The organism is Metabacillus schmidteae, assembly GCF_903166545.1.
GTDB classification, from domain to species: Bacteria; Bacillota; Bacilli; order Bacillales; family Bacillaceae; genus Metabacillus; species Metabacillus schmidteae.
Genome location: NZ_CAESCH010000001.1, coordinates 1,643,361 through 1,658,646, shown reverse-complemented (window position 1 = coordinate 1,658,646; position 15,286 = coordinate 1,643,361). Strand labels below are relative to the sequence as shown.

Genomic DNA, 15,286 nt, shown 5'->3' with positions numbered 1-15,286 from the left:
TCTTCCAGTAAGTGATTTATATTAGAACATTACCATTAATAGCCAAGTAATCTTGGAAGTACCATACTAATCTCCGGTATATACGTAACAAGAAGCAAGACAATAATAATTACTACATAGAATGGGATTAATGGCTTTATGACATCTTCCAAATCTAAATTAGCAATACTTGCCCCAACAAACAACGCGCTTCCAACTGGAGGTGTAATATTTCCAATACTTAAGTTCATGATTAACATAACACCGAAATGTATTGGATCCATTCCAAAGCTTGTTGCAATTGGCAGGAAGATTGGTGTGAAAATAAGAACCGCTGGAGTAATATCCATGAATGTTCCGATAATTAGTAAGAATATATTAATGATTAAAAGGATGATAATTGGGTTATCAGAGATCCCTAAAATAATTTCACTTATCGCAGTAGGTATGCCAGTAAACGCCATTACCCACGACATAATAGAAGATGCTGCAACAAGAAGCATAATAACAGCTGTAATTTCAACTGTTTCCATAATGATTCTTGGCATATCTGAAATCTTAACTGTACGGTAGACCAATGCTAGTATAAATGTGTAAGCAACAGCGACAGCCGCAGCTTCAGTAGCAGTGAAAATACCACCTAAAATTCCACCTATTACGATAACAATTAGCAATAAGCTCGGGATTGCCTCTAAAAATGTTTTAAAAGCAACGCCAAAAGATACTCGCTCAGATACAGGGTAATTTCTTCGCTTTGCGATAATAAATCCTACAACCATACATGCTAATCCCCATAAAATCCCTGGAATATAGCCTGCAATAAATAGTGCTGCTACTGATGTTCCTCCACTTACCAATGAATAGATAATTAATGCACCACTTGGAGGAATAATAAGACCTGTCGGTGCAGATGCAATATTTACTGCTGCTGAAAATTTAGGATCGTATCCTTCTTTCTTTTGCAAGGGTCCAATCGTACCGCCGATTGCTGCCGCTGCTGCAACAGAAGAACCGGAAAGAGATCCGAATAACATATTTCCTAATACGTTTGCGTGACCTAAAGAACCTGGCATTCTACCTACAAGCACTTTCGCAAAATTAATTAGACGTTCAGCAATTCCACCATTATTCATTAAAATTCCAGAAAGAATAAAAAATGGAACAGCTAGTAACGTAAAACTATCCAGTCCTGTTACAATCTTTTGTGATGCCGTAAATATTGCCATGTCCCAAGGCAAAACGGATAGAATCGCAGCCATTGAAGAAATAACGATACTTACAGAAATAGGCACACTTAAAATAAGCAAGAGTAAAAATACAATAATTAACACAAGCCCTGCCTGTAATGCCATGAATGCTCACTCCTTTTTTCGTACATACCTCTAAAAATTTGTCGTTATGATCTATTCACCTACGACTGTGTTATTTGTTTTCGTAAAATAATCTCTTATATGAAGAATTAAATAAAATAGGAATAAAACGCCTGCAACAATAAGGCTTAAATATAAATATTCCATTGGCATGCCCAACGCTGATGAAACCTGTCCTACTGCATTTTGATAAGCTTTCGTTCCTCCGAATAGGAGAATAACAGCAATGAATACCAATACAAATGCTTCAACAACCAAGTGAAGAAATAATTGGTATTTCTCAGGTACTTTCCTAGCAACAAACACAACGGCTAAATGTTTCTTCTTTCCATATGCATAAGCTGAACCAACCATTGTAAGCCAAATAAGTGAGTATCGTAAAAACTCCTCAGATACTGTACTTGGTGAATTTAAGACAAAACGAGTAAACACTTGCCAACAAGCCACTAAAACCATAACGATCATTAAGGAGCATGTTAAAAATGCTGTTACCTTATCCACTATTTTTCTCATCAGATCGTCACCTTCTCTTTCATATTTTGATAGGCCTCTTATTCCTGAAATATGAATACCAGGAATTGAGAGGCCTATTGTCTTTAGTCTCTATTTAAGATAGCTTTGGAAATCATCAAAGTATTTTGCATTAGTTTCATTTTCTGCTTTGTATGCTTCATGTAATGGTGCTGCGGCATCAATAAAAGCCTTTTTATCAATCTTATAGAAAGTTACACCCATTTCTTCTGAAGCCTTGATTGAATCTTCAACTGCTTTTTGCCATACATCTTTATGACTTTCAGATGAAGCTTTTGCTGCATCTTGAATTGCTTTTTGTTGATCTTCTGATAACTTATCCCACATGTTAGTGCTTACAATCAATACATCCGGTACATATTGGTGTTCTGTATAAGTGTAGGCTTTTGCAACTTCTCCGTGTTTGTTGTTTGTTAAAGCAGTTTCATTATTTTCTGCACCATCAATAACACCTTGTTGTAATGAAGTGTATACCTCACCAAATGACATTGGAGTTGGAGCTCCGCCCATTGCTTCAATCATAGAGATTGATGTTGGACTTTCTTGTACACGAATTTTTAACCCTTTCATATCAGCAGGTGTTGCAACTTCTTTATCAGCAGTGTAAATACTGCGTTGTCCACCATCATACCAGCCAATAGCAACAAATCCTTGATCTTTAGTACCTTGGAAAATTTCCTGAACAGCTTCACTGTTATCCATTACATTATGGTAGTGTTCTCTGCTTTGGAAAATATATGGTAGTGAGAAGATTGCATAGCTTGGATCAAACGCTTCCAATGCACTCGCACTTACCTTTGCCATATCAAGTGTACCTGATTTTACAAGTTCAATTACATCACGTTCTTGACCAAGTTGACCATTTGGGAAGATTTCAATTTTAACGTTTCCATCTGAATTTTCCTCTGTTAATGATTTGAACTCTGATAAAGAAGTGTGAATAGGATGATCTTCTGCCTGGTTATGTGCAAGTCTTAAAGAAACTGCTTTTTCACTTCCACCTTCCGCATTTCCTCCATCACCATTTGAACCACATGCCGCTAATAACGATAACGATAAAATACTAGTTGCAGCAATCGAAAATAATTTTTTCATTTTCATATATTTATCCCCCTAGCTTTCTATTTTTTAAATGTTTTAAATCGTCTAAACTGTAATCCCTTTCAGCACTCCCTAAAAAAATACTTGTTATGAAAGAATAACCTCTAAGCATAAAAAACGTTTTCATTTTTTATAATCAAAGGGTTTACAATCCCGTCTTAACAAATATAACAACGTTGTTATTACATTTACTATCCTACATGATGTAAGCCCTTTTTTCAAGTGTTTTTCGACAAAAATTTCATTAAAATAATATTGAAAGCGTTTGACTTTTATCTATTTACCTGTAAAAATATGAATATATATTTAAAATCTGAGATTAATCATAACAACATTATCAAACGTTGTTATTCGAATATAAAAATAACTGTATAGTTGGTGAATTCTTATGACGATTACGATAAAAGATATCGCAAAACAAGTCGGTGTTAGTTATTCCACTGTCTCTAAAGCTCTAAATGATAGCCCCCTTGTAAAACATGAAACAAAGGCTAAAATCATTAAATTAGCAAAAGAGATGGGGTACGAACCGAATTATGCTGCCCAGAGGCTTGTCTCCAAGCAATCAAAGGTTATCGGCTTAATTTGGCCAACCTTAGAACGTGTTGCCCCTTCTACTTTAATTACAAAAATTAATGAAGAAATTAGTAAGCATGGCTATTCCATGATCCTTTCCATTAACTCAATTGAGGAATCAATTGAAATGTTTAAACGATTTCAAGTGGACGGGGTTATCATATTTAATCGAGACAACTTTGAAATGCCAAAAACCTTTCCTATGCCTGTTGTAACTTATGGGGTAAATAAAAATAAGTCGATCCCTGTTATTGATGTAAATTATAGGGAAGCTATGCATTCAGCTGTTGAATACTTATATCGTTTGGGACATGAAAACATCGCTTTTCTAGGAGACTTTTCTTTTATTGATGAAAGACAAGTCGAAAAATATTACGGTTTTCAGCAAGCGATGGAAAAATTAGGTCTAAAAATAAATAGTCATAACTTAATCAATACCGGTGGACTTGATTGGTATGATGGTTACATGGCTACAAATCGACTATTAAGCTCTGCTTTTCAGCCCACAGCTATTATCGGAACAAGTTATGACATAAGTGCTGGAATTGTTCGTTCCTTAAGACAAGCAAATTATATTCTTCCAAAGGATATGTCTGTTATAAGCTATGACAATATTCCGCAGATGGAAAATTTGGAAGTTCCATTAACAAGCGTTGGAGTGCCTGTCGAAGAAATTGCTCAAAACATGGTGAAAACGTTGTTAAACTATATTAAAGATCCAAATTCGGTTCCAGTTAGTCAAACCTTAACACCAAAAATTAACGAAAGAACATCCTGTGCCACAGCAGGAAGATTACCGTTAGAACAATAAGATCACAACAAATGATTCCAAGCAACAACTTGGAATCATTTGTTTTTAAGTCATGTAGTGTTTACCTAATTTGCAACTCCAGTGTTACTTTATTGGATTATGTCCTGTTGCAGCCTCTATTGCCACTTCAAGTTCAGCAAAAAACCTTTGATTTTGGATATCAGACCAACCAAATTGATCTCTCATATATTGACATACATTATCTTTCCATTCTCTTACTGAATCAATATCAAACAACAAATTACCTGTTCTTCTAAAATAGAAATCAACTGGAGTAGCCGCCATTTCATATTTAAGAGCATAAAGAAGCTTTGCTAAAACAACTAATGGAAGTCCGTACTTTTCCGCTTCTTCTTTCTTTTCATTTAACAATTCAAATACATCAAAAACATTTGAACCATAGAATGATGCAAGATGAACAGCATCTTCTTTTGATAATCCGATATTTACGCCTTTAGCTGCTGCATCTTGAACAAATTTCTCGTAATTTTTAGAACCTCCAACATCTCCACCTGAAATTGGAAGCTTCAATGTTTGACATCCCTTAAAGGTACGTCCCTCTTCTGATTGAAATTTCTGTGCAACAACATTCACAATTGTTTCAGCCATTTTTCTGTATCCAGTTAATTTTCCACCGGCGATGGTGATTAGACCAGAATCAGATTCCCAAATTTCGTCTTTACGTGAAATCTCCGACGGATCTTTCCCTTCTTCAAGAATAAGCGGTCGAACTCCAGCCCAAGATGATTCCACATCAGTTCTTGTCGCCTTAATGTCAGGAAACATAAAGTTAATAGCATCAAGAATGTAATCAACATCATCCAAAGTAATTTCAGGAGACACAGGATCATCATGATAAAATGTATCTGTTGTCCCTACGTAGGTTTTACCGTTTCTTGGGATCGCAAATATCATCCTTTTGTCTTCTTTTGTATCAAAATAGATTGCTTGCTTTAACGGAAAGCGTGACTGATCAATGACGATATGAACACCTTTTGACAAGATTAAGCCTTTTCCTTTTTTAGATCCATCTTTTTCCCTTAAACCGTCTACCCATGGACCTGTTGCATTAATGACTTTTTTAGCTCTTACTTCATATGTTTCACCAGTTAATTGGTCTTCAACAATAACTCCTACTACTTTGCCAGCTTCATAAAGGAAATCTTGAACCTTTGAATAATTTAATGCTTTTGTTCCTTTCTTAACTGCAGCTTTTAACACTTCAATCGTTAATCTTGCATCATCTGTACGATATTCAACATAATAACCGCCACCCTTTAACCCGTCTTTTTTGATCAAAGGAGCTCTTTTTAGGGTTTCTTCAACATTAAACATGACTCTTCGTTCACTTTTTTTTACGCCAGCCAGGAAGTCATAAACCCTTAACCCAATAGAGGTCATAAATTTACCGAAATTTCCTCCTTCATAGAACGGGAGAAGCATCCACTCTGGTGTTGTTACATGTGGACCATTTTCATATACAATCGCTCTTTCCTTCCCAACCTCTGCCACTACTTTGAAGTCAAATTGTTTTAAGTATCTTAATCCTCCGTGTACTAACTTTGTAGAACGACTTGATGTACCTGCAGCAAAATCCTGCATTTCGACTAATGCTGTACTCATTCCACGTGTTGTTGCATCAAGTGCAATTCCTGCACCTGTGATACCGCCTCCGATAACTAATAAATCGAACCGCTGTCCTGTTAATTCAGTAATAATTTCGCTTCTATTTAAATTGGATAACATTTGTTTTTCCTCCTAATATCCCTATTATACGCAAAAAGAGACCACAAACAGCATTACCCCAAAATAGGTAATGTGCCGTGGTCTCTCCGTTTCTCAATACCGTTTATTAACTTGTGTATAGTATACCAAATTTATTTCTGTTTGTATATCTTAAATTTAAAATATCATTTAAATGCCATTGCTGCATGAACGGCCTTTTTCCATCCATTATATAGTTGATTACGTTTGTCTTCTGTCATATTCGGTTCGAATTGGTGATCAATAGCCCATTGTGATTCAATTTCCTTTTGACTCTCCCAATAACCTACAGCCAAGCCTGCGAGATATGCTGCGCCAAGTGCTGTCGTCTCATTAATGACCGGTCTCTCAACCAGTACATTTAATAAGTCACTTTGAAATTCTAATAGGAAGTTATTTTTGACAGCTCCTCCATCAACTCGGAGTGTTTTTAACTTAATGCCTGAGTCAATTTCCATCACTGATAATACATCTTTTGTTTGATAAGCAAGCGATTCGATCGTTGCTCTTACAAAGTGCTCTTTCGTTGTTCCACGAGTTAATCCAAAAACAGAACCCCTTACCTCACTATCCCAATAAGGTGTGCCAAGCCCGACAAAGGCAGGAACCACATAAACACCATCTGTTGACTCCACTCTTCTTGCGTATTTTTCACTATCACTTGCTTGTTTCAACAATCTCATACTGTCCTTAAGCCATTGGATAGCTGCTCCGGCAATAAAAATACTTCCTTCAAGAGCATATTCTACTTTACCGTTTATTCCCCAAGCAATAGTAGTTAATAACCCATGCTCTGATTCAACAGCTTTTTCACCTGTGTTCATTAACATGAAACATCCTGTTCCATAGGTGCTTTTCCCCATACCTTTTTCAAAGCAAGCTTGGCCGAACATAGCAGCCTGCTGATCTCCAGCTGCTCCAGCGATAGGAACCTCTGCCCCAAAGAAATGATATCCAACTGTATGAGCATAAATTTCAGAGGATGAGCGAACCTCCGGCAGCATTGAAGCCGGAATTGTTAAAATATCTAATAATTCACTATCCCACTTCAACTCATGAATGTTATACATTAACGTTCTCGATGCATTGCTATAATCTGTTACATGCGCCCTACCACCGGAGAGCTTCCAAATAAGCCAAGTATCAATCGTTCCGAATAACAATTTCCCCTCTTCAGCTTTACTTCTCGCTCCTTCAACATTGTCCAATATCCACTTTACTTTTGTACCTGAAAAATAAGGATCTATTAATAATCCGGTTTTTTTGCGGATTTTTGATTCATAACCACCTTGCTTAAGCTCTTCACAAATTTCACTTGTTTGTCTTGATTGCCAAACAATCGCATTATAAACAGGTATACCTGTCTCTTTATCCCACACAACTGTTGTTTCACGTTGATTCGTAATTCCAATTCCTTCTATTTGTTCTGCTCTTATACTGGATTCTGATAAAACGGTTGCAATAACAGCGAGGACTGATCCCCAAATCTCACTGGCATTATGTTCAACCCATCCTGATTGAGGGAAAAATTGAGTGAATTCTTTTTGTGCAACATGAACAATTTCACCCTTTTTATTAAAGATAATCGCCCTTGAGCTAGTTGTACCTTGATCTAGTGATAAGATGTATGTTTCCATCTATAAATCCTCCTACAATGTATCTTCGTGAATAGTTTTCTTTTGCGAACATTTATTCAAAATTGTTATTGAAAAAAAAGAGATTCAACAGAAAACACCCTATATCGGGCATTTGTCTGTGAATCTCCTAATCTCCGTCACACTCATTAACTTGTATAAAATTATATCCCGATTGTGGAAACGATGTCAAATGGTTTTGAAATTAACCTATAAAAATGATTCATTCCTTATTATGTTTTTCTACTTTTAGAAGAATTTTTTTGAAACCAGAATAGGCTTATAACAAGAAAAAACACCGTTAAAAAATCCGGTGTTCCCTTGTGACTATAATTTCTTCCCTACCTCATGATTTGGATCGGTTTTATTTCCAGTTGAGGCTTCATAACCAACCATATATGTACCTTTCTCGGCGTTTTTGACCGCATCCGGCATTTTATATTGATCTAAATCATCCTGAAATTGCTTTTCTTTCATATTATGCACCTTCTCTTCATGACATGATTAATAATAGAATCTCCTTCCTAGGTATAATTATTAATGTTAATTTTTAGAATTTCTTTGGAGATATCTATTATTTTCAGACCTTCATCTTGGTTATGAAAGACATTTGGTGTTGTTTCCTTGTGTGAATTGTCCTTCATCTTAGTTATGAAAGACAGTTGATGTTGTTTCCTTGTGTGGATTGTCCTTCATCTTGGTTATGAAAGACAGTTGATGTTGTTTCCCTTCCTTGTGTGGATTGTCCTTCATCTTGACTATGAAAGACAGTTGATGCTCCTTTCTTGTGTGGATTGTCCTTCATCTTGACTACGAAAGACATTTGGTGTTGTTTTCTCGTGTGGATTGTCCTTTATCTTAGCTATGAAAGACAGTTGATGTTGCTTACTTGTGTGAATTGTCCTTCATCTTGACTATGAAAGACAGTTGATGTTGCTTACTTGTGTGAATTGTCCTTCATCTTGACTATGAAAGACAGTTGATGCTCCTTTCTTGTGTTGATTGTCCTTCATCTTGACTATGAAAGACAGTTGATGCTCCTTTCTTGTGTTGATTGTCCTTCATCTTGACTATGAAAGACATTTCGTGTTGTTTTCTCGTATAGATTGTCCTTTATCTTGGCTAGAAACATATTTGACTTTGCTTTAATGAGTGTTTTATCAACATTCATCTATTGTTTTACAAAAGCCTCTGTACCAAGAAAGAGAGCCATTTTAGTAGGCTCTCTTTCATCTTCACAAAGTTTTAAAAATAATATCGGCAACATAAAGCTCAGAACAAAATAGTACCGGCCTTCCTTAGTTTAGCTTAATGAGTTCATCAACCTTCACCGGTTGACCTGTATTAAGAGAGATGTTTCCAGCAATACCCGTTAAAATTGACATCGCCCCATCAACATGTGTAGCCGCACGATTAAACTCGTCTTTTACAGGAGTTCCGAAAATATCTTGTAAAAGAATAGGGTCACCACCTCCGTGTCCTCCTGTTCCTTCAACCACTTCGACTTCATAAGGTTGGCCGAACATAGGCATGACCATAATTGATTTTCCTTGTACCTTTCCTTCATCATCCTTGCTTCCACCGGAATTAATGTATGATTGCTCACGAATGCGCACTTCAATTCTGCCTTTGGTACCATTGAAAGACACCATATATCCTTCCCACGGAAGATAAGCATTTAGAGAATAATTGAGAATCGCTTTATTTTTATATGTCACCATAACACCAAGAGTATCCTCGATGTTTATTCCATCACCGAATACACTTTGATCTCGTTGATAGCCATCTTCAATCTCTGCGTCAAGGTACATCGCTTTTAGATGCGGATTTCCTTCCAGGTCAATGGCAAATGGATCTTCCTTAGCAAATTTGCTTCCATGTGCACGTTGATAAAATTGTGTTACACCTCTTGCTTCAGCATTTTCTCTTCCATAAAAACGCAATCCGCCAGCTGCATAAACCGTTTCAGGGGTTGTTCCAAGCCAAAAATTCACTAAATCAAAATGGTGAGTTGATTTATGTACAAGTAGGCCACCACTATTTCGCTTATCACGGTGCCATCTGCGGAAGTAATCTGCACCATGCTGTGTATCCAATGCCCATTCAAAATTAACAGAGTTCACTTGTCCAATCACATCATTCATTATAAGTTCCCTAATTTTTGTATTGTGAGGAGCATAGCGATAATTAAAGGCTACCCGAACTTCTTTTCCGGTTCGATTTACCGAATCAATTATGGCCTGACATTTCTCCGTATCTACGGTCATTGGCTTTTCAGTAACAACATCACACCCAAGCTCCAACGCTTTTATAATATACGTATGATGGGTACGGTCAACAGAAGTAACAACAACAGTGTCCGGCTTTTCTCTTTCAATCATCGTCTCAAAGTCTGTGTGTAAGTATGTGTTAATTTTCGGATGACCATATCTTTCTTCTAGCAAACGATTTGCATAATCCATTCTAGTTTGATTTAAGTCACAAAAAGCTATCAGCTGACATGTTTCTTTAAAGTCTCTAACAATGGCTCCGTAAAAAAACTCCGCTCTCCCACCTGTTCCTACTAAAACGTATTTCTTCACGATTAAAAACTCCTTATCTATTATTTTTTATCTATCCATTTCACTTTATTACTTTTTCAAGATTTTCATGCTTCCCGGCCTGCCATTTTTTAGTTTATGAGATTTATATTATTGAAATATCTCTTCATCTATTAGTTTCCTTTGACCACTTTCTTTTAGAGGTGCGGATTCTATATAAGGAATTTCATTCTCCACCTCTTCAATTTTTGATAGTAGTCGTTCTCTTAAAAACCTAGTTACCTCTTGGTGTGATTTATACCCTATTAAGTTTGTTAGTTCATAAGGATCTAACTCGAGATCATACAAAAATTCCTCAATATAATGATCTGACTTTGAATGGTCGATCCCATTTTTGGTTGGATCTGAAACACTATATTTCCATTTTTTTGTTCTAATCGCTCTACCTACTTGTGATTCACTTATTTGGACAAAAACTTCCTTTTGCCACGATTGATTGCTCCTGGTAATAAGAGGAAGCACTGATCGCCCAGACATCTCTTCCGGAACTTTTAAACCTGCTGCATCAAGTAATGTTGGTGCAAGATCAACTAAGCTGACCAGTTCTCTCTTTCTCCCGCCCTGAAAGAAACCTGGTCCAGTAATAGCAGTTGGGATCCGGATTGAACTCTCATGACAAGATCGTTTATACTCCGAATTTCTAGTCTTGAAATGACACCCATGATCTGATGTAAATAAAATAATCGTACTTTCCTCTAATTTAAGGCTTTTTAATGCGTCCATTATTCTTCCAAGTGCTTCATCCAGACGTTTTACCATTCCATAATAGCCACCTAATTGTTGATGAGCTAGACCTCCAAGTGAGGCAAGGTCCGGAGGAGTCCACCTTGACGTATACATCTCCTGATAGCTAGTTGGTGCAGGATAGTTATCATTTCTATTTTGATGATGCGGCTCTAAATAAGAAAGGAAAAGAAAAAAAGGTTTGTCCTTTTCTCCATCTATAAAGCGTATTGCTGCGTCAGTTAAAGCATCCACACGATATCCTGGTAATTCAACCGGTTGACAGTTATGATCATAAACGGTGGTATGATAAGGATCAGAAGTATGTTCAAGACTATTAGATGCTAGCCAATATTCGTATCCTCCTCTTCTCTCTTCCTTAACTGGTTCTTCAGCAGCTAAATGCCATTTCCCTATATAACCCGTATAGTAACCTCCTTTCTTGAAATGATTTGCTAGTGTTTTACTCCCAGAGGGAAAAGGTATAGCGTTACGAAAACAACCTATTTCTGTCGCATACTGACCTGATTGAAGGGATGCACGTGCAGGACCACAAACAGGTTGAGATGTAAATGTATGATATAAGTGTGTTCCTTCTTGTGCCATTCGATCAAAATTTGGTGTTAGACCTAATGGGTTACCATGAACCCCAGTTGTATCCCACCTTTGTTGATCAGTAAAAAACACAATGACATTTGGTTTTTCGCTTTGTGTCAATACGATCACTCCACTCTGATAATTAACCTTTTTCATGTATGAATGATGTCTTGTATCTTGTTTTTAATACATCCCTTCGCTGCAAGTTAACATTCACCTACACGAAGAGATGCATTTCAATGAATCTTGTAAAAGCACTATTACACAAAAGAAGCTATAATAGTATTTTCTTATCTATTCATACACATAACGATTCTTGAATTTACCTTCTACATTAAACAAGGTATGAGTTTCATAATCGAAGGTCTTTCCTTCTAATAAACCAATTAACGTATTTGTTACTTTGACTTCAATCTCATTTTTTCCTGCTTTAAGAATGGAGGTCGGCCCTTCCCAGCGATATGGTGTCCAAGCTCGTACCCCTAGTGAATAGCCATTTATCCTAACCTCCAGACAATCATGGAAATTCTTATCCAAGTCACTCAAATGAAGAGCGAATTTATCGCTGTTTGGTAGATTATCAAGATGTTCATTACGCTTGAATAATACCGTTCCTGCATAGTAGGGTAGTAGCGGTAATGGTCCGTGTTGAATTGATATCAACATGCTTTGATCAATTTTCGTCATAATTGGCTGATCATTTGGACCGAACGCAACTCCAAAATCACCAATTAAGTAAATTGGATCAACTACTCCATCCGTATCGTGAAATAGTGTTACTTCAATTCGAAGTTTGTTTTTTCCATTTTGCAAAATCGATGTAATATCACATATTTGATTTCGGTGATCATAAACAAATTGATTCTTAAAATTTGATACTGCCTGATCATTTACCCATATTTGATATTGGCCGGATATCGCCTCTTTATCCATAAATATAGAGCACTGTCCTGGTAGAGCTTCAATGTCAAATTCCTTTTCATAAATACATGATAGTGGATAGTTAACAGACATTTTCATCGGTGTTCCGAAAACTTGATGAAAGGATAGTGGCAAACTTTCTTTATCAGCAACATCTGTAAATTGATCAATAAATGTTTTGACTTGAACTTCTGAACCCGTATCACTGCTTTCTTGACTATCATTAATTGTTAGGTTAAATTTTTCAAATCTCATTACATTTCCTTGCAATGGCTTCATCTGCCATGGTTCATTTGCTTTCACACTCCATATGGTTTGATCTGAATTATCGTACGGTATTTCCTTCGGTTTCGTTGTTGGAATTATTTGGATTAAGTGAGATTGATATGGATTAAAATATAAATTAACCTTCCATCTATCACCTTCACATTCAGAATGAAGTGCTTCAATACGACCTGTCTCCAAATCTAAGGATTGAAACATATAGCTTTGGTTATGATCTAATGGTTGATGATAGAGTGTGGCATTATGTGAACCACCTTCTTGGTTACTCATAAACACAAGTACAGAATCATCTTGCAGAGCCCTTTTCTCAACAAGAAAGCTTTTGCTCTTGTCAGCTGGTTTAAATAGAATCTCATCATGAAGAAAATTCTCTAATAATGTAAGAGGAGTTTGCTGACTGCTTTCTCTTTTGTAAACAAAGAATGCATTTTGATCACCTTTTATCCAATCCTCATGGTGATTTGACTTTTTAAAATAATGAATCTCAGCACCTTTGTTGAAACCAAAAGTGTGCAAGATTTCTTCTCCTTGGAAATCATCATGGATTTGTTCAAATGGAAGTAATCCATTTGCAATTACTACCCCGTCTTGATCATGAAATTCTTTTATTTTTTTCCAAGCTTTCTTTTCGATATTAGAAATTGGAGGTAATATAAGAACTGAATAGGAAGCGTTACCAATTTTGATTTCTCCATTTTCCACTTTTGCTTCCGTAAGTAATTCCGGATCCAAGTGATCATAATCCTTATGATGCAAAGTTAGTTGTTTACAAATATTTGACCAATCTTGTAATAATTCATTTAATCTCTTTTCTTCCTCTTTATTTTCTCCACCATAATCAAATCTATGAAACGGGTTCCCCATATGTGTCCAAAGACTTGTAGTTGGATCAAGAACAGCAATCTTACGTATCGGTTTACCGCAGCTCATAACGTACCCAAGACGTCCTGCATAATCTCCTAATAAACGGAAATGCTCCCAATATGGATTTTGAAGAAATTGTGATGGAGGAGCATCATGTTTTTTTAATCCGTCTAACGTGTAAAAAAAGGCATGAAAATTAAAGAAGTTAATTCCAAATGCTGCTAGTCTATCTAACATCCATTTTGCATCTTGGAGGGTCATGGACCAACCTATACTATGGAAACATTCGATTAATGCCCGTTCTCTGTCAAGCTGATTTGCGAGTGAACTAATTAATTTTGGATTGGCCCTAAGGCTCGTTACGTCTTTTTCAAGAATCCACTGTAAAGAACGACCAAGCTTTTCATGTGCACTATCTCCGCCTGGTACATGACTGTAAGCTTGAGTGGTCATTCGGACAGATGGTACTTCTGCAACATACTGAAGACCATGCTCCTCACACCAATCATGGATTTGTTTGTGATATGTTTTTCTTAATAATAAATGTATGGATTGAAAATAATCATAACGAACCTTAGCTGATTCTGGTGCTTGATCATCGATTAACGCATATAAATATTTTTTTAAATCATATCCATTCGTTTCTTTGAAAAATTCAGGAAGCTGAGTGCTCCACGGTATTTTTCCTAATAGCCCTGTTTCATCTGTAAACATTCCTTTTACCGTAAGACCAAATTCCTCACCCAGTTTTTTCGCATATCGATTATGCGTTAAGTTAATAAAAGTTTTCATCGCTTCCTCATGACATGGGTCAACAAATGTACCATAATACTTAAAATCGTCAATCTCTACTTCCAGGAAACAATGAACCTCCCATTTTCCTTTAGGAGCCTGCCAGTTTAATTTCTTACGTGTATTGTAAGTAAAATAACGTTTTTGATTGTATGCAGTTAAACCTGTCTTTTGAAACACTCGTTCGGCCTGGTAATTTCCAATAAACTCTTCAATACCTAAAGCTTGATCCCAGCTTCGTTTTCCTGTCTCTATATCAATTGAAACAGCTTTAGCTGATAAAATTCGCCCCCATGGCAAATCAAGGCTGCATGACTCTCCATTCTCAACCGTTACAACTTTATGGACTAGTTGATACTGTTTTGCTTCTGGATGCTCTAATGTTACCTCTCCACCTGCTATTCCACTTGGATATGGATATTCATCATATAACCACACTTCTAGTTGAAATTTTTTCGCTGTTGCAACTGCAAACTTTACCTTCTCAAACCATTCCTCAGATAAATATGGAATCGTTAAACCTTGTCGTGGGCAAATAAAAAATCCGCCAACCCCTTTCTCAGCCATTTCCTTAATCTGGTGCTCAATTTCATTTTCCTCCATCTCCCCGTTCCAAAACCAAAACGGCTGTACACGGTAGGCAGCTTTTGGATGAAGAAAGTCTTGTTTTGTAAAAACTGGACGACTTGACTTCGTTTGCACATTAGACATTGGTTCGCCTCCTTCTCATTTGTACTT

General features: G+C 36.5%; 11 protein-coding genes. 1 reads left to right on the top strand and 10 read right to left on the bottom strand.

Annotated features, from left to right (window positions below):
• Positions 1–35: 35 nt before the first annotated feature.
• From HWV59_RS07935 to HWV59_RS07925, 3 genes are all read right to left on the bottom strand, one after another.
• Positions 36–1,331: a TRAP transporter large permease gene (locus HWV59_RS07935; RefSeq protein WP_102230089.1), complete on the bottom strand. Its 1,296-nt coding sequence runs from the start codon at positions 1,329–1,331 to the stop codon at positions 36–38.
• A gap of 51 nt (positions 1,332–1,382) precedes the next feature.
• Positions 1,383–1,862 (bottom strand): TRAP transporter small permease, encoded by a 480-nt coding sequence (locus tag HWV59_RS07930; protein WP_175638532.1) that lies wholly within the window; start codon positions 1,860–1,862, stop codon positions 1,383–1,385.
• Positions 1,863–1,952: 90 nt separating this feature from the next.
• Complete coding sequence (locus HWV59_RS07925; RefSeq protein WP_175638531.1) at positions 1,953–2,981, bottom strand: TRAP transporter substrate-binding protein; 1,029 nt, start codon at positions 2,979–2,981, stop codon at positions 1,953–1,955.
• Positions 2,982–3,369: 388 nt separating this feature from the next.
• Here HWV59_RS07925 and HWV59_RS07920 point away from each other — a divergent pair, with 388 nt between their 5' ends.
• Entirely contained in the window at positions 3,370–4,368 is a 999-nt protein-coding gene (locus tag HWV59_RS07920) for a LacI family DNA-binding transcriptional regulator (protein WP_175638530.1), read from the top strand.
• Between the two features lie 84 nt (positions 4,369–4,452).
• Here the strand turns inward: HWV59_RS07920 and HWV59_RS07915 are convergent, their stop codons facing one another.
• The 7 genes from HWV59_RS07915 to HWV59_RS07885 all read right to left on the bottom strand — a co-directional run bounded on the left by HWV59_RS07915 (position 4,453) and on the right by HWV59_RS07885 (position 15,259).
• A complete protein-coding gene (locus tag HWV59_RS07915) occupies positions 4,453–6,114 on the bottom strand; it encodes a glycerol-3-phosphate dehydrogenase/oxidase (RefSeq protein ID WP_175638529.1) in 1,662 nt (553 codons plus the stop codon).
• A 164-nt stretch (positions 6,115–6,278) separates the two neighbouring features.
• Complete coding sequence (gene glpK / locus HWV59_RS07910) at positions 6,279–7,769, bottom strand: glycerol kinase GlpK (RefSeq protein ID WP_175638528.1); 1,491 nt, start codon at positions 7,767–7,769, stop codon at positions 6,279–6,281.
• A 324-nt stretch (positions 7,770–8,093) separates the two neighbouring features.
• A complete protein-coding gene (locus HWV59_RS07905; RefSeq protein ID WP_175638527.1) occupies positions 8,094–8,243 on the bottom strand; it encodes a hypothetical protein in 150 nt (49 codons plus the stop codon).
• Positions 8,244–8,415: 172 nt separating this feature from the next.
• Positions 8,416–8,589, bottom strand: coding sequence for a hypothetical protein (locus HWV59_RS07900; protein WP_175638526.1), 174 nt, complete (start codon positions 8,587–8,589; stop codon positions 8,416–8,418).
• A 475-nt stretch (positions 8,590–9,064) separates the two neighbouring features.
• Entirely contained in the window at positions 9,065–10,351 is a 1,287-nt protein-coding gene (locus tag HWV59_RS07895) for a Gfo/Idh/MocA family oxidoreductase (protein ID WP_102230083.1), read from the bottom strand.
• A gap of 105 nt (positions 10,352–10,456) precedes the next feature.
• Positions 10,457–11,815, bottom strand: a complete 1,359-nt coding sequence (locus HWV59_RS07890) for a sulfatase-like hydrolase/transferase (RefSeq protein WP_235991809.1) — start codon at positions 11,813–11,815, stop codon at positions 10,457–10,459.
• A 165-nt stretch (positions 11,816–11,980) separates the two neighbouring features.
• A complete protein-coding gene (locus tag HWV59_RS07885) occupies positions 11,981–15,259 on the bottom strand; it encodes a glycosyl hydrolase (protein WP_175638524.1) in 3,279 nt (1,092 codons plus the stop codon).
• Positions 15,260–15,286: the final 27 nt, after the last annotated feature.

Bases quoted from the DNA above. Each gene is read 5' to 3' on its own strand.
- glpK (WP_175638528.1), bottom strand. From the start codon at position 7,769: ATGGAAACATACATCTTATCACTAGATCAAGGTACAACTAGCTCAAGG.
- HWV59_RS07885 (WP_175638524.1), bottom strand. From the start codon at position 15,259: ATGTCTAATGTGCAAACGAAGTCAAGTCGTCCAGTTTTTACAAAACAA.
- HWV59_RS07935 (WP_102230089.1), bottom strand. From the start codon at position 1,331: ATGGCATTACAGGCAGGGCTTGTGTTAATTATTGTATTTTTACTCTTG.
- HWV59_RS07930 (WP_175638532.1), bottom strand. From the start codon at position 1,862: ATGAGAAAAATAGTGGATAAGGTAACAGCATTTTTAACATGCTCCTTA.
- HWV59_RS07915 (WP_175638529.1), bottom strand. From the start codon at position 6,114: ATGTTATCCAATTTAAATAGAAGCGAAATTATTACTGAATTAACAGGA.
- HWV59_RS07920 (WP_175638530.1), top strand. From the start codon at position 3,370: ATGACGATTACGATAAAAGATATCGCAAAACAAGTCGGTGTTAGTTAT.
- HWV59_RS07905 (WP_175638527.1), bottom strand. From the start codon at position 8,243: ATGAAAGAAAAGCAATTTCAGGATGATTTAGATCAATATAAAATGCCG.
- HWV59_RS07900 (WP_175638526.1), bottom strand. From the start codon at position 8,589: ATGTCTTTCGTAGTCAAGATGAAGGACAATCCACACAAGAAAGGAGCA.
- HWV59_RS07925 (WP_175638531.1), bottom strand. From the start codon at position 2,981: ATGAAAATGAAAAAATTATTTTCGATTGCTGCAACTAGTATTTTATCG.